We start from the raw sequence: 18,863 nt of genomic DNA on the forward strand, positions 1-18,863 counted from the left end.
TCCCAAACGAGAACGCCTTATTAAAAGTATTATTTTTACGAATTAAAGAATTAGAGACGAAATGGGAAAGTGGGCATATCCAGAACTGGGCAATGGTTATGAACCAACTTCTTCTTCAAGATGAACTAAAAGATAGAGTGTTAAAGTATCTTGAGTAAATTAGAACTTACACACTTTATTTGACAATCCCGATAGAGATTTCTAGAAATGAGATTTTAACCCTTTACTACTACAATAAGTTCCTTCGCAAAACTCTAGATGCCCTATTTATTCATAGTAAACGATATGCAGATAATAATGGGGAGTTTTTTATGACTTACGAGCAACTTGCTAAAGCGGCAAAAGTCACTCCAAGGACAGCAACTACTCATATTAAATCTTTAGAAGATCTAAAAATAATAGAGGTTACTCGTTCTCCTTTATACCTTGACGAAGAAGGACCACGTAACCCGCCAAACAAGTACAGACTAAATTTAAATATAGAATTAATCAATGACGAACGTAACAAATCAATAAAAACAACTGTAAAAAGCCCTTCTGAATACGGTCAAATAATGATACAAGCAACTGCTAACCTATTTCCCAATCTAGAATGGGCTAGAATGGATGAAATTTTGGAGAGTCTAATTATAAATAAAAATAGAAATTACTCTTAGCATTTATCATGAAAAAATTGATACCACAATTGAGGTATCAATTTTTTATATAGTACTATTATATTAAATCCTTATACCCTAATACCTTTACCACCCTTAAATAACTCAAGGTTGTCTCTATATCATAAACATACTCAGAAGATTGTGCTTTCCTCAACTTCGATGGAAGGTATTTCTGGTACTTAGAAAATGATATATCAGGTACCAAATCCATAAGCCTTACTTGATTCTCATAACCGTAAAAGCCTTCTTCTGTAATTTTATTTATAGCATCTATAACCTCCGAAAGAGTGGGTAATAATTCTCGATCTTCACACTTTAATTTAAATCCTTTCCAAGTAAGACTACTTATATCAAAGCAATTCATTTGTGAGCGAACAGAGTTTGCAATTGTATAATTAACCCTATTTCCTGCATAGGTAGTAATAATAAAGCCATCTTTTCTTTCATCAACAATTAATGTATCTTTTTTAAGGCCAGTCATTGTTAATTCTTCACGATATATAGATAATACTGCTAACTCTGTAGAGTTCAAAAAACTATAGTTATCTTCGGATGTTATAATATTTAATACTTCTTGCGATAGTTCATATGAAATGAAACTGCTATCCGACATCCAATTAGGAGGGACTGAATTCTTTGCCTCATCTACATATATAATTGACCTATCATAATCAATTTTAATCGTTTTCCATGAAGCACCTGCTAAAGTAAATTGAAACTCATCCCCCAAGGCATTAACATACCATCTCTCTAGTGTCCCTATTGTTCTATTTCTAAATCGAACAGTAAATTCTTTATTCGTTTCAAAAGTGGTATAGAGTTCCATAAAGTTACTTCGTCCAAATTTTTTCTCTGTCTCAGAATGCGCGTAGATTTTATTTCTTTCTATCTGAATGAATTCCTCTTCACTCATATAATTTATCAGTTCATTATATTCCTCTTCAGAAATTGCAGAAAAAGGATATGCCCTACCTAGAATAGAAAAAACTTGTTCTTTATTTACACCCAAGAATTGCAAAGCCATCATTAATATTTGATGGAATAGTAAATCGAAGGATTTCTTTGTAACCTTGACACTTTCTACCCAACCTCTCATTGCCAAATTAAGTATAGCGATGGCGATAACTAATTTTTCATTCTGAGTTGGAAAGAATACAAAATGTCCAATACTTCCTTGTCGTCTACCCGTACGGCCCATTCTTTGCAAAAATGAGGAAACAGAATAAGGAGATTCAAGTTGTAACACTATATCCAAATCACCAATATCAATTCCTAATTCTAAGGTACTAGTAGCGATAATAATGTTATTCTTACCCAATTTAAACTTTTCCTCTGCGACTTCTCTGAAGTATTTATTGATAGAAGAATGATGGACATAGGATTCAATCCCTTTCCCCTCTAATGAATTCTTTACCTTTTCAGCACCTGTCCTACTATTGGAAAATAATAATGATTTATTGCCGTATGCTCTTTTATAAACTTCTGCAGCAAGTTGATCTTCTAGAACATATTTAACTTCAATTTTTTTAGGTTTATTCTCTTTAGGTGGATCAATAACCCTTCTTTTTCGACTACTACTTCCCTGTAACCACTCACTGATTTGTTCAGGATTTCCTACTGTTGCAGATAACCCAATACGTTGGATATCGTGTCTTGAATAATCTTGTATCCTTTCTAAAACAGCCATTAAATGGACGCCTCTTTCACCCTCAGCGAATGAGTGGATTTCATCTATAACAGTGGCACGTACATTTCCAAAGAGTTCATATTTATTAACTCTTTTATTCATCAAGATTACTTCCAATGACTCTGGGGTAATCATTAAGACACTTGAAGGTTCTTTGAAATACTTCCCTTTTTCTCCTCTAGCAACATCCCCATGCCACTTAAATACTCCCCTATATACAAATGATGAAAGTTTATTTAATCGATCTTCTTGGTTATTAAGTAAAGCCTTAATTGGGGATACATAAATAACCGAAAGGCCATCTAGCCCTTCGGTGTGTATATTATGGAGTACTGGAAAGAATGCTGCTTCCGTTTTACCACCGGCTGTTGGTGCCAATAAGATTAAATTCTTACCATCTATTACTTCAGGAATTGTCATTTCCTGAATCGGCGTTAAACCTCTCCAACCTAATTTTGATATAATACCATTTTGTAGCGGTTCACACAATAAGTGAAAATTACTCATTAGATACCACCTAAAAATTAATAATATGTGCTGATTCACTTTCCGTTTCTTCAACCAACCTACGAATATCAGCATCAAATTCAAATTGCTCTTCTGGAATATAGGAGTCATACATCTCTGACTTATCTAGGATATCAACTAAGGTCCTTAGGAATCCTCTTGGCTTAATGGCGATTTCTCCACCAAATCCTGTTGTCATTTCGTTAACTAGATTTTCTAAAAATGCATTACTAACTTTCGTCGAAGCATCCCAATTAAAAACATCTGCATGTATATCTCTAACTTTTCTAGCAACTGAATTTAACTTTTCTTTATTAAAAGAGTCTAGAAAGATGACAGGTTGCCGTAAATTTCGGAATTGCTCATCCTTCTCCACTTTAAGCCTTTGGTGAAGCGGCTCAAGACTTTTAATCCCTCGTTCACTTTCCATTAATTCTGTAGTTCCTGTATATAAAAAGTAACAGTTAGGGAATCCATTACTATCTGCTTCATCAATAAACAAGCGTAAGTTCTCATAAGCATTATCTCTCATCTGTTTAGTCATTAATTTCTGCACAGTTTCAACTTCATCGAATAAAATTAATAGACCACTGTACCCTGTTGCTTGGACCATATGTAACAGTGCCCTAAAAAACTCAAAAGCATTTTCTCTCGTTACTTCACCAGTAACTTTTAATTCAGTCTTATATTGCCTTGGCACCTTGTCACCTTTCAACCATGCAACTGCTGCTTGAGAAAGCGCTGTGTTACCTTCGTATTTAGCGTTATAGAAGGATCTAACAGCACTAGAGAAAGATGCTGCAATTGCTCCGATGACTTGTAATTCAAGGTCAATCTGCTTTGTCATTTCCTCTTTAAATGAATCACGGTCTTCATCAGGATCTAATCCAGTTATTTCTATAACCTTATCTTCGACACTCAACAGCCATTCTTCCAAGATGAACGTAAAGGCTGGAACATTCTTAATATCCTTTACTCGCATACCATCCATAATTTTTTTATAAAGAACTTCAAATTTATGAAGTGGTGCCTCTTGAGAAATTACAACTGATGAAACAACAAAGTTTTTTTCAAATGCTAATTCTCTTACCGAAGTACTAAAAAATGTTTTACCGGAACCATAATCACCAATAACAAATTTAAAATCTGTTTTCCCATTTTGAATGTCATTTAATTGGCTTTCTATTTGTTCTAACTCCTGTTCAATACCAACTGCAATCTTTTCAGTACCTTCTGCTGGTACAGTACCATTTCTTAATGCTTTAATTATATTACTCGCAACAGATTCACTCATTACACTTTCACCTGCCTAAATTTATCGAATCAATTTATAAACAATAATTTCACCAGCAGAACTGATATCTAACTTCAATTCTCCACTCTTAACCAATTTTCTATTTAAACGCTTCATCATACCGTCTACCATGCCTGCTTCACCAAATTTATTAATAAGCATGCTCTCAATATCTCTTGTTGTTAATTGATTCGTGCGACCTAGCGTTTCTAATATTACCTTTTCCTTTTTGTTTAATGAGAGGCTTAAATTAACCTCATTGTCTCTTACGTTTAACTTAAAACTATTATTCTTTCCTGTAGAACCAATAGTATTCTGCACAGACCTTTTAGGCTTAATGTGTATAAAAGGTAAAACTATTTCTTCAAAACTTGCTCCTCCATGGCTATATAGATCTCTTTCTCCTCCACCGTGATAATATCCTTTATCAGTGTAGGATAATCTATAGTCTCCGATTTGAATACTGTCAGGGACATTATTTCGGGAAATAACATACCTCGACTTAACTTGACTAGCATCATCAATTTTTATATGATGATTGATCTTTGAAAAACCATGATCCGAAGCAATAACTATATGGGCATCATGTGGCAATGTATTGATTAACTCCCTGATACTTGCTTCAAATACTTCTTTTTGTCTTTTATAGAATACAGATAAGCCTTGAGTAGAAGTATGACCTTCCCTATCAAACATATTAAAAATAAGTATGTTAATGCGCTTGTCCATTAATAATGAATCTTTTACTTCTTGTTTCCTTGCTTCACTTTCTGACTTTGTTATATAATTGATTTCACTACTATAGGTAGAGCGTATATCTTTATAAATTGCTTCACGCGAAAGAGAAGTTATTGAAGGTAACATTGCCAAACTGTGACCATAAGATACTTCTCTTTCTCTAAATAAAGATTTAAAGTATGGTTCGACAACTTTCTTCCATGCATCGTATCTCATACCATCAAAAATAACATATACAACTTTACCCGTTTTAACTGGAATCAAATTGGAGATGCTATGATTTAATATAGGCTGTTCTGAACCATGTTCTACCCAATGCTTGTAATGGTCCTCTACAAACTTTGCAAATGATTTTCTAAACACATTTAGGATATTGTTCATTCTTACTTCTAACGCCTCATACCTTTTTGATTCTATAAATGATTCGCTATCTAAACTATACCTAATTTCGCTAAGTTCGTATTCTAAGTCATATAATTTTTCAGTAATAAGTTGAAGCCATTGATTATAATCACTGATAGAGTTGATTAGGTTAATTGAATTTCCTTCTAAATCATATATATTATCAAACCAACTAATTAAGGATTTAAGAAACCTTTGTGCATTCTGTACCGAATTAATCTGATAAGGAACTCCTTCAACAATACTAAATACTTCCTTCAAGTCTTCAAATGAATATCTGTATAACCTTTTTGCCCCTTCTAAATTGAAGTCTTTTAAAACATTCCTAATGCCCGTAATAATCGATGACGGGGAATCTTGATTTTCTCGAACAAATAAAACATAGTCTTCGGCCTTTTGATATAATGATATATTACTTTTTCGAATTAATTTTTCTGCTTGATCTCGTTTTTGAAGATACAATTTCTTATCTTTTCGTTCTATTCTTTCTGCAAGCGTAACTAACTCAAAGTAATCTAAATCCTTTAATTCCTTATAATCATTTCCCATAATATTTTGAAGGTTATCATCTGTTAACTGATTAAATTGCTTCAGCACTAGAGAAATCCATATTGTTTTATCAAATAGTTCAAATAGGCCTTTTCCTATTATATCCCCAACAAATTCTGCATGATGATATCTAAAAACCTTGGTTATTAATTCCTGTAAGTTAATTTCAATATCTAGTGGCTTGTTTGTACTGTATACATCTAAAATATTTCGATAGTAAATATAGCAATCTGCCAAGTCTGATAATTTAGTTGCATCCATATCATAAATTGCTGAAAGTAAGATTAGGTCAGTTTCTTCTCGATTAATGTTCTTTTTTGGTATTGCCTTCCTGTACATAAGTAACCGTTCAAAGACTTTTTCAATTTCTTTTGCACTAAAGTCATTAATTCGTTCATGCCAATTTAAACCTTGTTCAATCTGATTTAGAAAATCTCTTAAATTAACCTCGTGAATAGCCTCACCACATGAACGGATAGTAAAATCACGAATCTTGTTTATAATACTGGGGTTATTAACAATAAAAATATAATATTTTTCATTACCTATACCTTGTTTTACATGTTCAAACCTTTTTCTGAACGCATGATGATCTTCTATCTTATAGACAGTGTGAGGATATAGAAGTGCAATTTCTATATCCTCAATGTTTGTAAATAAGCCATTATAATCCCTCAGAATTATAATAGGGTGCATTGGAGCAGTGTCCTTTTTCAACTCAATATATTTCGCTAAATAATGTATATATATTTCGTTTGTCATTTTATCAATCCTCAATGTCTACAAACTTTATATATTGGTTATCACCAATATTTCCTTGAGCATCTATCATTTTCTTAAATTTCGATAGTAACTCGTGTTTTGGATATGCCTTGTTTGCGAAGGCCTCTATAAGTTTGTTGATATCACGTTCAACAACTTTAGCATCAGCACTTAGCGCATCGTTAATAAAGGCTATTAATTCAGGGTGTTCTTCTAATAATACACGGTACTTATTTGTAACATTTTGATCCAATACCAATCCAAGCATTTTTTCAGCCAATAGAACAGAACTTGACTGCTTCTTTATTTCCTTTAGGTAATTGACTCGTTTCTTGATTTTTTCCCTATTAAACGATTCTGTTAAAGAATTAAGGTATTCATTTATCGCATTATTAATCGCATCTTTATAATGCTCAGGACTTGTGACTATTATTTTATCACCCAAATTAAAACCACAACTACAGGTCCAATTATTTTCTAAAAATCTAGAAGGAGATTCGCGACAAGCCTTATTCCATTCTTTTGCTAGGTCTGCCTTTATATTAATGAAATCATAATCTACACTAATGTTTTCAATATGATTAATTTTTTCTAGGAATAAGTAATCATCACCGTGACTTATATCTTCTATTGATCTAAATACTTCTTGATTATTCTGTTCATGATGCTCAATTACATAAAGTTTTTCATATTGCTTTTTGAGTGTCCTAAACTCCCTCAGTAAGGTTTCTTTTGCATTGTCAAATACTAATGCATCTCCTACTCCCAAACAACTCTCAACCACGTCTATTTGTTTCTTAAGTGCTTGATACTTATCATCCGATGGAATGACTAAATTGTCATCCTTCATTTGGCTAAATACCATTGCCACATCTGATTGGTTACTATGTCCATTTTCCTCATAAAACCAATCAACAATCTTTTGATAAGCATTATCAAGTTCTTTTAACTTACTACCCTCAAACAACTGCATATTTTGCACTACAAAGTATTCTAAACCATCTTTAGAACCATTTGACTCCTCTACGTTCTCAACAAATCTCTTAATAGATTCCACAGTTGTGTATGTTTTATTAAAACTACTTCTTTCAAGATGGATATCACTTTGAAATTGTTCAATTTTACGTAGTAGTAAATCAATATTTTCTAGCGTTTTTTGTTTATATTCAACTAGGTCTTCCCACAACTCTTCTTGGTGTGCTAGGTCTTCCTTTTCAAAACGTCGATTAAATAAAACTAACGATAGTTTCATTAACGGTTCTATATATTTAGTTTCAATAAACTGCCCTAATTGAAACTTGTGAATACTACTTTTTAATGGAGGCTTTATTTGTGATAATTGTACTCGTTCATCACTTTTTACAGGAAGTAAATAACCTTTTTTCATTAATAGTGAAAATAATATTTCAACCGTATTCTTATCAGGGCCGAAGGATGACTTCCTTACGGTTTTATACAATTCGTTATAAGTTACTTCACCTGTATTGGAATTCGATATAGTATCGATTACTAACTTTATTAATTTATTATCATTACTGTTTAGTCTAAATTTGGTTTTTCCTTCAATTTGTTCAACCTCACCAAACTTTTGAACTATATAACTAATAATTCTTTGCTCAATAACAGGTGCTTCATTAAAATCTTTAACTCCAAATATATAATTACTAATAAATCTGTTAAGCATCTGTTCGGATAGCGGAACATATTCATCCGGTCTAATAAATGTATGGTCGCTAAATGAATTTTTTAATGCAGTCATAATGATCGTTTGAACTATTTTTGTAAAAGATTCAGATGATAATTTAACATCATCTAGTTCGCCTTGATAGGTTGAAATTGAACCATTCATATATAAGTTTTGCAGAATGCTTTGTACTCTTTCTTCATCAGTATATATAAATTCCTTTACCTTCTTAATTGCTTCATCTAATTCATTTGTAGCGGAGTATTCATAGTCTTCCTCATATTTTTGTAATACCCTTAAATAGGAGTAATAACGCTTAATTTCTTCAAGTTCTTTTTTTCCTTCTGGCCTCTCCAATTTATTAGATGGTAACCAGCAAATTATATTGTTTAATAAACGTTTATCTAATTCTTTTGTTGTATCCTTGTCATTGCCAAACAGGCTTAAATTAGTAACTTTCCCTTCTAATATCGAATCCACTGCTTGTTTAAAAGATTGTCTTTGGTGCTCAATTTCTAAAAATGTTCCAATTAGCAGATAGTAATCAGTTTCAGAATCTTTAATATCCCTTAAAGCACGGTTTAAAACTTCCTTCTTCCCAATATTATCTATACGACCAAAATGAATTATCCCTTGTCGATCTGTATTATTCCATTTGGCTGCTGTATAACTTGATGGTTCATCATATTGGGAAATTGGTAGCGGCTCTGTCACAAGAGCCTTCATTACTTCGTCCACAATAATAGAACTGTTTTTGTCTTCAAGAGTATTTAAAATCTGTTTAGTATCATTCTTAATCTTAGTTACTACACTAGTGTCCTTACTAATATAGTAAATATTATCCCCAGCAATTTCTTTGTCTAAGAACTCGATGTAACGCCCTTTGTCAAACATTTCATAAAGTATTTTATTTACTTTTATCTCTGCCAAGTCACCTTCAAGTTTTGGATATTGAATCATATATGTCAAATCTCTAACATTATACTCTTCTTCTAAATCCAGGACCTTCAATAGAGTCATTAAGTTTATTAACTTAATTGCATGTTCCTTCTCATCACCTTCAAAAAGTTCACTTACCCTTCCTTTCCCGTCCCCTTCAAGGCCCATATAAAAAGCGTAGATTATTTCAAAAATATCCCTTTTACTTGGGTCTTCCTTTATACGATCTTGGAAGTGAGTGTATATACGATCAGGAGTTACAAGATGCGTTTCATCTTTATCTAGAATACCTTCTCCCTCTTTATTACCTTTAACCTCAGTTAAGATAAAATCGACAAGTGACCTTTGTCGAGATAAAAAGCGAAGAGATTTTGATAACAAATTTAAGGTTTCGGGATGCAATGGATATGTTTTAAGAAATTGATTAAGGTCAGTTTTCTTAAAAGCATTGTACTTATCTTCAATAATTGTTGCAATTTCTTTAATTCTATCCCTGTTATTTTTTACTATTAGCCGTTGGTCAATTATATCTTCTACATCAGTAACAGTTAAACGCAGCATATTCTCTGAAGGAAAACGGTCCCTCATTAACTGGTATACATCCGGTACTGTAATATCATTCAATGCATTAAGAAACGAGCCAATAATCCAAGCAGGAATCTTACTATCATCATACTCTAATAGTTGTTTTAAAAATAAAGCATCATTTCTAGCAGCATTCCCTCTGTCATTCAGATACTCTGACAACTCATCAATTAACACTAGGAGCCCATCAAAGTTTTCTTCCTCTAAATAAGTAAATAAGTACTCAATCCGCTCTTTTCGTCCACGATTAGGATTAAAAAAGGATATTTCTTCTATATTGATAAATTCTTTGGCTGCTCTTGTTAAGGAACGTTTACTGTTTAACTTTTCCTTAATATCGAACCAACTTCTATATTTTTTCTCTGATCTCTCGCTAATGAAGTCTGCAAATTTCTGATTAAATTTGTCATTATCAATAATTGCTTCCTCAAACTGACGAATATAATCACTTTCGTCGGTAAATGGGTAACCTGTAATATCCTCTGCTGCTTTAAAAAACATATCTTCTAAGGAAACATTCGCTCCCCCTTCTTCTGCAACAAGTGGTACAGTAAATATCCTTTTTCCCTCAACAAATAATTTACCTTTTTCAATTGTTTCGCTTCTTAACTGGAGTAATTCAAATGCTTTTTCACTTTGCATTAATAATCCTATTACAGATAAAAAGTGTGATTTACCGGAACCCGGCAAACCAGTAATTTGGAATCCTTTGCCCTTATCTGGCGCTGTTACAATACTATAAAAGAATCTTTCTAAATTCTCTTCAACATTACTAGTGATTACATAACCTTTAAGTAGTTCTTCTCTCTTTTGTTGGTCTGCATTTTTAGATAAATTTTCATTTAATTTTACGATTTTATCTATATCAGGTACCTCAATGATATCCCTAATCTTCACTGTAATCCTCCTCCCCAATTGATAAAACTGTATGCATGTGTTGGTACTAATTCCCTATACTCTTCAGGGACTATAGCAATGATTGTCCTACTTTCTTCCGTTTCTCGCATTAGAACTTTAAGCCACGCTGTTTGATTCTCTGCAAATAACCATTCACAATGATCAATTACTAGAAATTCCTCTTGCTTGTTTTTAAAGAGTTGAGAAATTATATTGACAGAATCATATTCAAATTCCTCTGGAAACATACTATAAGTCTCTATTTGCTCAGCGCTTATTTCTTTTTGTAAATATAAACCCATATCAACGTAGTAATCGTTCCAATAATTTCCAAACCTTTCCACTAAATAGTCTTGAACGCCATTAGTTTTACCACTTTGGTGTTCTCCAATAACGAATAGTAACTTCCTTTTTGCCATTGAGGATAATTTAGAATGTATTTTATGATTCAACATTTCTCAACACCCTTTTAACAAAGTCATGTAATGAAGAGCAGGTAAACTGGTATTGCTCATTTGACCCCATTTTAAAGAACTCTAAATAATTATTTGTAACTAGCCATTTAATATATCTATCTGCTAAGAAGCGATTAATTAAAAAATAATTAAAAGTCTCAGCATTATATAATCTTTCTGTATTTGGAATTCGATTATCCTGAATTTCAAAAAACTCATAGTATAAACTGAATGCAATTGTCTCATTAGTTGGGCGAAATCGTTCATTTACTATAAATATTGTGTCTTTTTTCATTGGATTTTCTTTAACAGATATGATATTAAAATCCCTTAGTACAGTTGTTAAAACTGATAATGTTTTTTCAATAGAGGAAGTCTTATGTTCTGTCATTCGTTGCTTTAAATAATCCATTAGTTCGGTCTTTGTGAAACTTTTGTTAAGACTTCCAGTATACATATCCTTTAACACAATTTGGAGTGTTACAGTTTTTACAACAGTCATATAAAAAAGAATTTCCTTCTTGGTTTGATAACTATCAATTTCACTTAACATTTCGAGAAATGGAGTGTAAACAACATGTCCTTCTTCTAAAAATAAATACCGTTCAAATAATCTTCTTCGATATTTAATAGATGTTGATTCACTAAATGGCATGACATCTTCAAAATACTGTCTTACAGTGTCTTTCTCTTTCTCATACTTTATATACTCAAGTGCCTGTATAGTTTCATCTACAGGCACTCTTTCCGACATGGGCAATATCTGGTCCACTTGTAAACCTCCCATCTATTCAAAAGTCTTCCTTATTTTTTCGGTAAGTAATTCAATATAATCTTCTTTATCATTAATATTTAATTCTTTTAATGCATTTAAGGCGGATTGTGCTTTATTCCTAGTTTTTGTTACAACTTCAAAGGTCGTTGCATCGTGTTTTTTCTGAGAAGACGAGGTTAAATAATCTATTAAATCAACAAAATATTTTTTATGAACTTCATCACTCCAATTTGTTAATCCAAAAATTGTATTATCGTATTTAATTATATAATTACCCATATCGAGTTGTTGCCTTTTCTTTAGGAAGTTATTAATCGTAATGGAATTTCCCGTTATTATTCTCCTTAGTATGGTTTCATTGCTCTCCGTCATTTTATTTAACTTATATAACTTTATAATCTCACTAAGATGTGGATTGTTATTATCTAACAAATTATCCCTAATATCAGATAAACCCATGTATGATTTATTTAGTTGTAACACTTCCTTCACTTTGCTAACTATAACGTTATCAGTTTGTTTATAAAGATATTCCAAATTATAAAGTCTCCAAGCATCATCTTTTAGAATGGATCTATATCTTTTTCGATGATTTAGTAAGACATTTAGCGAAATATCATTATCTAAAGATATTTTCTTGATACTCTTTCTGCTATTAACAAAATTAATAAATTCATGGACACTTATATCTTTTACACTTCCTGTTAAATAGTCTCTTTCAATTATAGAACTATAAACTTCGTCAATTAGTAGACGTTCTTCTTGAGAAAGATTATATAAATTGTAAAATATTTCATTAATTTCATTTTGTAGTTTTAAAACCTTTATTTCATTTTCAATAAGGAAATCCTGCTGATTCATATAATCTTCAAGAATATTTATGTACTCATTACTGCATAAATTTAATTCATAAACCTGACCCTTAGTATTAATTATTTCAGTAACAAGCCTGTTAATTAAATTTAATGTGTTTTTATCTATTTCCGGAATTGGAATATCTTGCAACACTATAGGTTTAACTTGAGCAAAAGCGCGATCTCCTTCTTGCACTAATATAGTGTAATATACATTACATAACTTTGAATTTAATAAGGCAGCAACAAACTCTTCGGAGATTTCCTGTTTCCCTTTTTCATTTAAAACAATATTTAATACACTATCCAAGTTATAGTAGGCTTCGTTATCAATTGCACAAATTAATTTATCACCCGTTTGACGACATAAAACTTTTTTTTGTAAAAACATTTCCTCCTCTCTTGGTCTATGTAATTTAAAATTACTTAAGGTAGTGTCTTTAGTGATTTTACTTGGTTCATTAAACCTATCTAAAAATGCTATTAATTCACCACTTTCTTTTTCAGAACTTTTTTCAGTTTTCCTCGTAATATAAGGTATATATTTATCGTTAAAATTGGTTTTATATAGTTCTAAGTCTCCCCCAACCAAAACGGGTTTAATTATACTTTGATTCGTAGTAAAATTTTGTGCCCTTTGATAATTCATTAAATATGCTTTATCTTTTCCAGTAGTAATACCCCTCGAGATATTATCTGTATATTCCATTAATTTACTATTATTTCCTCTTATAGCAAGGATTAAGTCAATCATGCTTTTATCGGCAAATAAAAATCGGCTATTTTCCAATTTATTGATTTTATTTTGCGAAATTTGATATTTATAAATCGGATTATAAAGTTCTTCTGACTTTTTAATATTATTTTGCGCTTTACTAACATCTAATAAAATTACTTCATTACTTTCTTTCTCGGTATTCACTTTACTCCCTAATAAAATCGCAGTAGGATATGAGTTATCATCAAAAACTCCTTCCCCCATCTTAACAACATATTTTAAATTACTTTCATTAAGAATATATTCTCGTGTTTTTGTGAACTCATATTGAGTTAGAATAGAATCCGGTATAATAAGTCCATATTCTTGGTCTGTATGATCTAAAAAACGTTTAACGAAAAAGTTATAAATATCAATTGTTCTCATATGAACTTCTGAGTACTTTCTTTTGTAATAATCTTTTAATTCACCGCTTAGTTTCGATCCATAAGGGGGGTTACCAACTATATAGTCAAATCTTGTATCCCAAAAAGTACATTTTTTTATGATTTCTTCTGCTTCAATAACTCCAATTTCTTCTTGTATTAGTTCTCCCTTAATATTGGTATATTTATTATTGATGAAAATTGAATGTTCTTGACTTAACTGCTGTTGAATCCCTTCGAGATCGTAATCTTCTTCCCACTTAATTAAACTATCACACTCAAGTATATTTAAATCATCTGTAATGTAGTTATCTAGATCCTTTAACAGTAAATTTATTGTTGTAATTTGGAGCGCAAATGGATCTATATCTGCACCGTATATACAATTTTTTAAAATATGGTAATGTAAATATTTAGATGTCCAGTATTTATGACCTTTAACATATACTCTTTCATTATTATTAATAATCTCATATGTATGGTCACTGAATTTTTCTCTTAATAAATGTAATTTCTCTTCGAATTTTCCTCTTAATATGTCATAGGCCATGATTAAGAAGTGTCCTGACCCGCATGAAGGGTCAAGTACTTTTACAAAGGGCTTTTCTAAAACATTAACTTTACTAATCGTGTTTTTTAATATATATCTAATTACAAAGTCTGGTGTATAAAATTGCCCCAGTTCCTTTCGAGTTTCACGGTCCATAAACTTTTCATAAACATCACCTAAGACATTCTCCGAAGACCCACCAAAGTCATATCGGGTAATATCAAGGGTCTCAATTAGTTTCTCTAAAACACTTTCAAAATCGTTAAGGGACATTTTTTCATATAATTTACTATCAAAAAACTTCAATTCAATTTCACTTTTATTCGGAATTAACCAATCATATATATCTTCTTTATATAGTGGGATATTACGGTAGGAACGATTCATATCTTTAAATGCAAATCTGACTAGTTCTGATAATGTATAGTTAGAGATTAATCCTGACCATTTTTGAAGTCCTATCATAGATAACTTCTGCCCAACTGTAGAATCTAATGCCTCCCCCATTACTCTATCTTCTTCGTTCAACATAAAACCTTTATCTTCGCATATACGAATAAACAAAATTTTATTAAGCAAAGTATATGCAGAACGGTGAATGTATTGTTCATTCCAAGATTGCTTTTCCCCTTTTCTTGATACATTTGCTTTTTTATATTCCTGATTAATCAACTTGTGAAATGTACTTTCATTTTCAAATTTATAATTAAAAATCTTTTTATAAACATCTACTATTTGTTTATGTGATATCTTTAAATCACTAATTAAACGTTGTTTATTTAACATGACTACACCATCCCTTTAAAGCAATCCAACCTGTTGTAACAAGAAGTTAGTTATTCTAGAAGGCTTATAAAAATTTTGAAGTTCATTTCTACTCTCTGTACTATATAAGTAATCAATTATTGATAACGTAGTATTACTATCTAGAGAATGAAAATCATATTTTGCGAGTATTGGTATGTAACGAGTTAATACAATTTTTGCTTTCGAAACAAATTGTTCTTCGTCATAAATTGATTCCTGAAATATTTCAGTTAAGTCACTCTCTCGTTTAACATCACTTTCAGCCAAATCAAATAGTACATTATAATCATGCCTGAAATTTTTGCTCATCTGATGCCAATTCTTTAAACCCTCTTCATTTAATTTTGCTTTCACCCTTGCCATCGATTCCTCTATAAGTCGGATCAATAAATACTTAAAAACTGTATGTATAGCAGTCTTTTCAGCAAAGTATTCTCTAAACCTTTCTAAACTATATCGTCCTTTGTAATCTTCTCTATACTTTTCAAAATTAATTGTAATTAATGTAGATTTTAAATCTTGTTTTAGCGATGATATTTCCTTTAAAAATTGTTCTTTATTGGCTTCAATATTCATATTTAAACCTCCATGATAAAATACCCATCTATTTTTCTATTTTAACATAGGGAATCTGTATATGGACTTGTTTTAAAAAAATAACGACAATAATTCGGGAATTGTCAAGCCTTTTTTTAAATTAAGTAGAATTATCTCTAGTAAAAGTAATCCCTCCAACTGAAACACTATATACACTTTTGGGCTGTCTTTAGTTCAAATAATCTATCTGTGGGATTATATAAATTGTTTACATTCTTTTCTGACGCTCAATTATTCGATTAATATAATTAAGTTCATCTAAATCACAATAATACTTATGCCCATCTTCAAGAGTAATTTGTACAGGATAATATTCAATTGATTCATCTACTTTTATGTCAATATATTTATTAACTCCTGAATGCACAATGTCACAGATGTCCTCCACATAAAAGTTTCTAAGTACCATTATCAAATCCCTTTTACTAAGTATGAATTCCTCTATAACACCATCCTCATAAAGTTCCAATAATACCGTGTTACCTGTTGCATATGTAATCGTTACCTTAGTTGCGCTATTGTAAAAATCATTAATTTCAACTAATTCTTCTACACTTAATTTAAACAACATATCCCCACCTCCCTCGTATTTATTTCAACATTTAAACGGTGAATACTGCTTTTGAATCAGAACTTTATTACTAAAAAATCAAAAAAAGGCGAAGATTTCTCTCTTCGTCTTTTTCCAAATAAATAGGATTCAATTTTTCTACCACTTTTAGACACTCAAAGATTGCATCATCATCCAAAATATACTCACACAAAATAGCATCTATATTTTGTGTGAGATTTTCAAAGGTTTCAAATACACCATCCCTAATCTCTGTATTGAAAACCTCAGTTATAGAATCCTCATTAATAACCTTTGCTAGTCTTTTATCGAACACAAATAAAAAGTACTGATATTGGGCTAACCCCTTGTATTGCTTCCAGTTAATTCTTTTAAAGCGTGTAATAATAAATTGGTAATCCTCATGGTGGAATTCAACAATTTCATTTTCCATTGTTTTTCTTGAGTTATTTGTTTGTTGCATGTGTATCTCCTCCATTATCTTTTGAAAGTTTATTCATGACGACTCTTCAAGATAATGAAGTAAAAACCTTGATTTTATGGGTAGAAAGGCAGTAATAAATAATCTAATAGTTAAGTATACTAACATTCCTAAAGTTGATTTGAGAGGCTGTTTACCCCCAATTTTTGAGCAAAAATGTGCCTTCTACCTAGAACAATCATAAAAGTAAATCAGACCTTATTAAATCAATGTTTTTGTGAATACAATACACAATAGTAATAACTATAATCGCGTACTATAATTAAGTTAATACTTAAGAAAGGAGAACTACGGATGAAATATACTACTGGTTTGGCGGAATATAAGTTAATACCAGAATTTCTAAATGTCTCCTTCACTAAAAATAAAGGTGACATTAGCATTGAGCAATTCGTTAAAAACCTCTATGAGGTAGAAAGGATTGATATATTAGTTCAAATATTTAAATATTTAGAGCCAGAATCTTACTATTTAGGTTATCATGGTTACTTTGATGTTGAGAATGTAAATCCTTTAGTTGATTTTTATACCTCGTACAATGTTGAAACAGGAAAGAGAGAAAGAGATAGAAAAGTAATTACTTATCACACCAATATAGATACAGGGATACTTAAAAAACATGCCTATAGTCTCTTTGAACTCCAAAAAGAACTTAATGAAATATTAGATGGTATTAACGCTGCACAAAAATAAAATAAAAATATTGCTTCCGTTTACCGTGATGTTAGTAAATTAGATGCACACATTATTTGGAAGCACCATGATCGTTTATTCATCGATGCCATGGAGGAAGTATTTTTAGAAGAGGTAATACAAGATATAGATATAAATCAAATAAATTTTGAAGAATATGACCCTAATATCTCACTCTCTAGGGAAGAGAAGGAAGAAGAAGATCATTTAATCCTAGAAAAAGTTCTTAAAGTAATTAAAGAGAAAGAAAAGAAAAATAAGAAACCTAATATGATTAATTTTGACTTAGATAGATATAACAGAATGAAAACATTAATGGATAGTCCCCATTTTGATCTTTCAAATGATAATTTTCTAATTGCCAAATTTGCAGGTGCGGCTACTCCTTTACTAGAAAAAAGACTTAAAGAGGTTAATTTGCAATATGGTCAGCCAGTTCGTAACCCAGATACAAAAGTATGGAACTATACAATTAACTATTCTACGAATTTTATTGGATTACTATATCGTCATTTTTTAGATTACGTAAATTTAATGATGGACAATCTTGGATATATTCCAACTTGTGCTTGGTGCAAAACACCTATAAACCCAACTCCACAACAATTACCGTGGTTAAAAAAGGGTTACAATATTTACTGCTTAGAGGCTAATCAAGATCCGAATGACAGTTGCAAGAGAAAAGGCACAACTAATAAACAGAATGAGAAAAGGAGGAAACAAAGGGAGCGGAAAAACCAAGTCAAACCAAAAATCGAATCTATTGCTGATAGGAAAATTAAAAACCACATAACGGGTAAGAATTTACTTACGGCTGAAGAACAAGGTGACTTAATTCTTCAATCGATAAATGTGAATCTTAATCAAAAATTCAATTAAGGGGGAAATGTTTATGCAAAAGTTAAAGAAAGAGCATGAATACTATTCAGAGAACAGTATTGAAGATGAATTTTTACAATTAAAAAGGACAATAATTAAAACTGCAATTGAACACAGACAAAATGCTTTAGACACATCTGTCAAGAGTCATGCTGGATACTTATTAAGAAAACATAATTACGGCAAAATAATGGCAGATTACAATCGTGAATTGAAAAAGATTGACTATTTAGGGAGTGTAAACTGAACTGTGTAAGTAGGAGAGCGTACGGCTCTTGCTTCGCAGTTCAGTTTTTTTATTGTAAGATAAAAATATAGCGATTGGGAGGTTATTCTATTGACCAAGTCAAAGCGA

At 31.2% G+C, this 18,863-nt stretch carries 14 protein-coding genes and 1 pseudogene; 5 read left to right on the forward strand and 10 right to left on the reverse strand.

Going from position 1 to position 18,863, the window contains the following annotated elements:
• Together QBK89_RS14510 and QBK89_RS14515 are read left to right on the forward strand one after the other, a co-directional pair.
• Positions 1 to 158: pseudogene (locus QBK89_RS14510) on the forward strand (IS256 family transposase); the annotation flags it as partial.
• Positions 159 to 179: 21 nt separating this feature from the next.
• Positions 180 to 656, forward strand: coding sequence for a helix-turn-helix domain-containing protein (locus tag QBK89_RS14515; RefSeq protein WP_284141757.1), 477 nt, complete (start codon positions 180 to 182; stop codon positions 654 to 656).
• 58 nt (positions 657 to 714) lie between these two features.
• Here the strand turns inward: QBK89_RS14515 and QBK89_RS14520 are convergent, their stop codons facing one another.
• The 10 genes from QBK89_RS14520 to QBK89_RS14565 form a co-directional block, all read right to left on the reverse strand.
• Positions 715 to 2,853 (reverse strand): DEAD/DEAH box helicase, encoded by a 2,139-nt coding sequence (locus QBK89_RS14520; RefSeq protein WP_284141758.1) that lies wholly within the window; start codon positions 2,851 to 2,853, stop codon positions 715 to 717.
• Between the two features lie 10 nt (positions 2,854 to 2,863).
• The gene (gene brxD, locus QBK89_RS14525) at positions 2,864 to 4,147 is read right to left on the reverse strand and encodes a BREX system ATP-binding protein BrxD (RefSeq protein WP_284141759.1); all 1,284 of its coding nucleotides are present in this window, start codon (positions 4,145 to 4,147) and stop codon (positions 2,864 to 2,866) included.
• Between the two features lie 21 nt (positions 4,148 to 4,168).
• Positions 4,169 to 6,598 carry a PglZ domain-containing protein gene (locus QBK89_RS14530; protein WP_284141760.1) on the reverse strand — a complete coding sequence of 810 codons (2,430 nt, stop codon included), beginning with the start codon at positions 6,596 to 6,598 and terminating at the stop codon, positions 4,169 to 4,171.
• Positions 6,599 to 6,602: 4 nt separating this feature from the next.
• Positions 6,603 to 10,703 (reverse strand): DUF6079 family protein, encoded by a 4,101-nt coding sequence (locus QBK89_RS14535; RefSeq protein ID WP_284141761.1) that lies wholly within the window; start codon positions 10,701 to 10,703, stop codon positions 6,603 to 6,605.
• Positions 10,700 to 11,158, reverse strand: coding sequence for a hypothetical protein (locus QBK89_RS14540; protein ID WP_284141762.1), 459 nt, complete (start codon positions 11,156 to 11,158; stop codon positions 10,700 to 10,702). Before QBK89_RS14540 ends, QBK89_RS14535 begins: the two co-directional genes overlap by 4 nt.
• Positions 11,145 to 11,930, reverse strand: coding sequence for a hypothetical protein (locus QBK89_RS14545; protein ID WP_284141763.1), 786 nt, complete (start codon positions 11,928 to 11,930; stop codon positions 11,145 to 11,147). The genes QBK89_RS14540 and QBK89_RS14545 overlap by 14 nt, the downstream gene beginning before the upstream one ends.
• Before the next feature lie 15 nt (positions 11,931 to 11,945).
• Entirely contained in the window at positions 11,946 to 15,266 is a 3,321-nt protein-coding gene (locus QBK89_RS14550) for an N-6 DNA methylase family protein (protein ID WP_284141764.1), read from the reverse strand.
• Positions 15,267 to 15,281: 15 nt separating this feature from the next.
• Entirely contained in the window at positions 15,282 to 15,863 is a 582-nt protein-coding gene (locus QBK89_RS14555) for a hypothetical protein (RefSeq protein ID WP_284141765.1), read from the reverse strand.
• Between the two features lie 229 nt (positions 15,864 to 16,092).
• Positions 16,093 to 16,455 (reverse strand): hypothetical protein, encoded by a 363-nt coding sequence (locus tag QBK89_RS14560; protein ID WP_284141766.1) that lies wholly within the window; start codon positions 16,453 to 16,455, stop codon positions 16,093 to 16,095.
• 70 nt (positions 16,456 to 16,525) lie between these two features.
• On the reverse strand, positions 16,526 to 16,918 hold the full coding sequence (locus QBK89_RS14565; protein WP_284141767.1) for a hypothetical protein: 393 nt from the start codon (positions 16,916 to 16,918) through the stop codon (positions 16,526 to 16,528).
• 312 nt (positions 16,919 to 17,230) lie between these two features.
• Between QBK89_RS14565 and QBK89_RS14570 the strand changes: the two genes are divergently transcribed.
• The 3 genes from QBK89_RS14570 (at position 17,231) to QBK89_RS14580 (ending at position 18,755) form a co-directional block, all read left to right on the forward strand.
• The gene (locus QBK89_RS14570) at positions 17,231 to 17,629 is read left to right on the forward strand and encodes a hypothetical protein (RefSeq protein ID WP_284141768.1); all 399 of its coding nucleotides are present in this window, start codon (positions 17,231 to 17,233) and stop codon (positions 17,627 to 17,629) included.
• Between the two features lie 90 nt (positions 17,630 to 17,719).
• Entirely contained in the window at positions 17,720 to 18,508 is a 789-nt protein-coding gene (locus QBK89_RS14575; protein ID WP_284141769.1) for a hypothetical protein, read from the forward strand.
• A gap of 13 nt (positions 18,509 to 18,521) precedes the next feature.
• Positions 18,522 to 18,755, forward strand: a complete 234-nt coding sequence (locus QBK89_RS14580; protein ID WP_284141770.1) for a hypothetical protein — start codon at positions 18,522 to 18,524, stop codon at positions 18,753 to 18,755.
• The last annotated feature ends 108 nt before the right edge of the window (positions 18,756 to 18,863 follow it).

Origin of the sequence: Virgibacillus sp. LDC-1 (assembly GCF_030137545.1) — a bacterium.
Taxonomy (GTDB): Bacteria; Bacillota; Bacilli; order Bacillales; family Amphibacillaceae; genus LDC-1.

Coding starts and splice junctions, on each gene's coding strand:
- QBK89_RS14540 (WP_284141762.1), bottom strand. CDS start 11,158: ATGTTGAATCATAAAATACATTCTAAATTATCCTCAATGGCAAAAAGG.
- QBK89_RS14520 (WP_284141758.1), bottom strand. CDS start 2,853: ATGAGTAATTTTCACTTATTGTGTGAACCGCTACAAAATGGTATTATA.
- QBK89_RS14555 (WP_284141765.1), bottom strand. CDS start 15,863: ATGAATATTGAAGCCAATAAAGAACAATTTTTAAAGGAAATATCATCG.
- brxD (WP_284141759.1), bottom strand. CDS start 4,147: ATGAGTGAATCTGTTGCGAGTAATATAATTAAAGCATTAAGAAATGGT.
- QBK89_RS14570 (WP_284141768.1), top strand. CDS start 17,231: ATGAAATATACTACTGGTTTGGCGGAATATAAGTTAATACCAGAATTT.
- QBK89_RS14575 (WP_284141769.1), top strand. CDS start 17,720: ATGGAGGAAGTATTTTTAGAAGAGGTAATACAAGATATAGATATAAAT.
- QBK89_RS14560 (WP_284141766.1), bottom strand. CDS start 16,455: ATGTTGTTTAAATTAAGTGTAGAAGAATTAGTTGAAATTAATGATTTT.
- QBK89_RS14530 (WP_284141760.1), bottom strand. CDS start 6,598: ATGACAAACGAAATATATATACATTATTTAGCGAAATATATTGAGTTG.
- QBK89_RS14580 (WP_284141770.1), top strand. CDS start 18,522: ATGCAAAAGTTAAAGAAAGAGCATGAATACTATTCAGAGAACAGTATT.
- QBK89_RS14550 (WP_284141764.1), bottom strand. CDS start 15,266: ATGTTAAATAAACAACGTTTAATTAGTGATTTAAAGATATCACATAAA.
- QBK89_RS14565 (WP_284141767.1), bottom strand. CDS start 16,918: ATGCAACAAACAAATAACTCAAGAAAAACAATGGAAAATGAAATTGTT.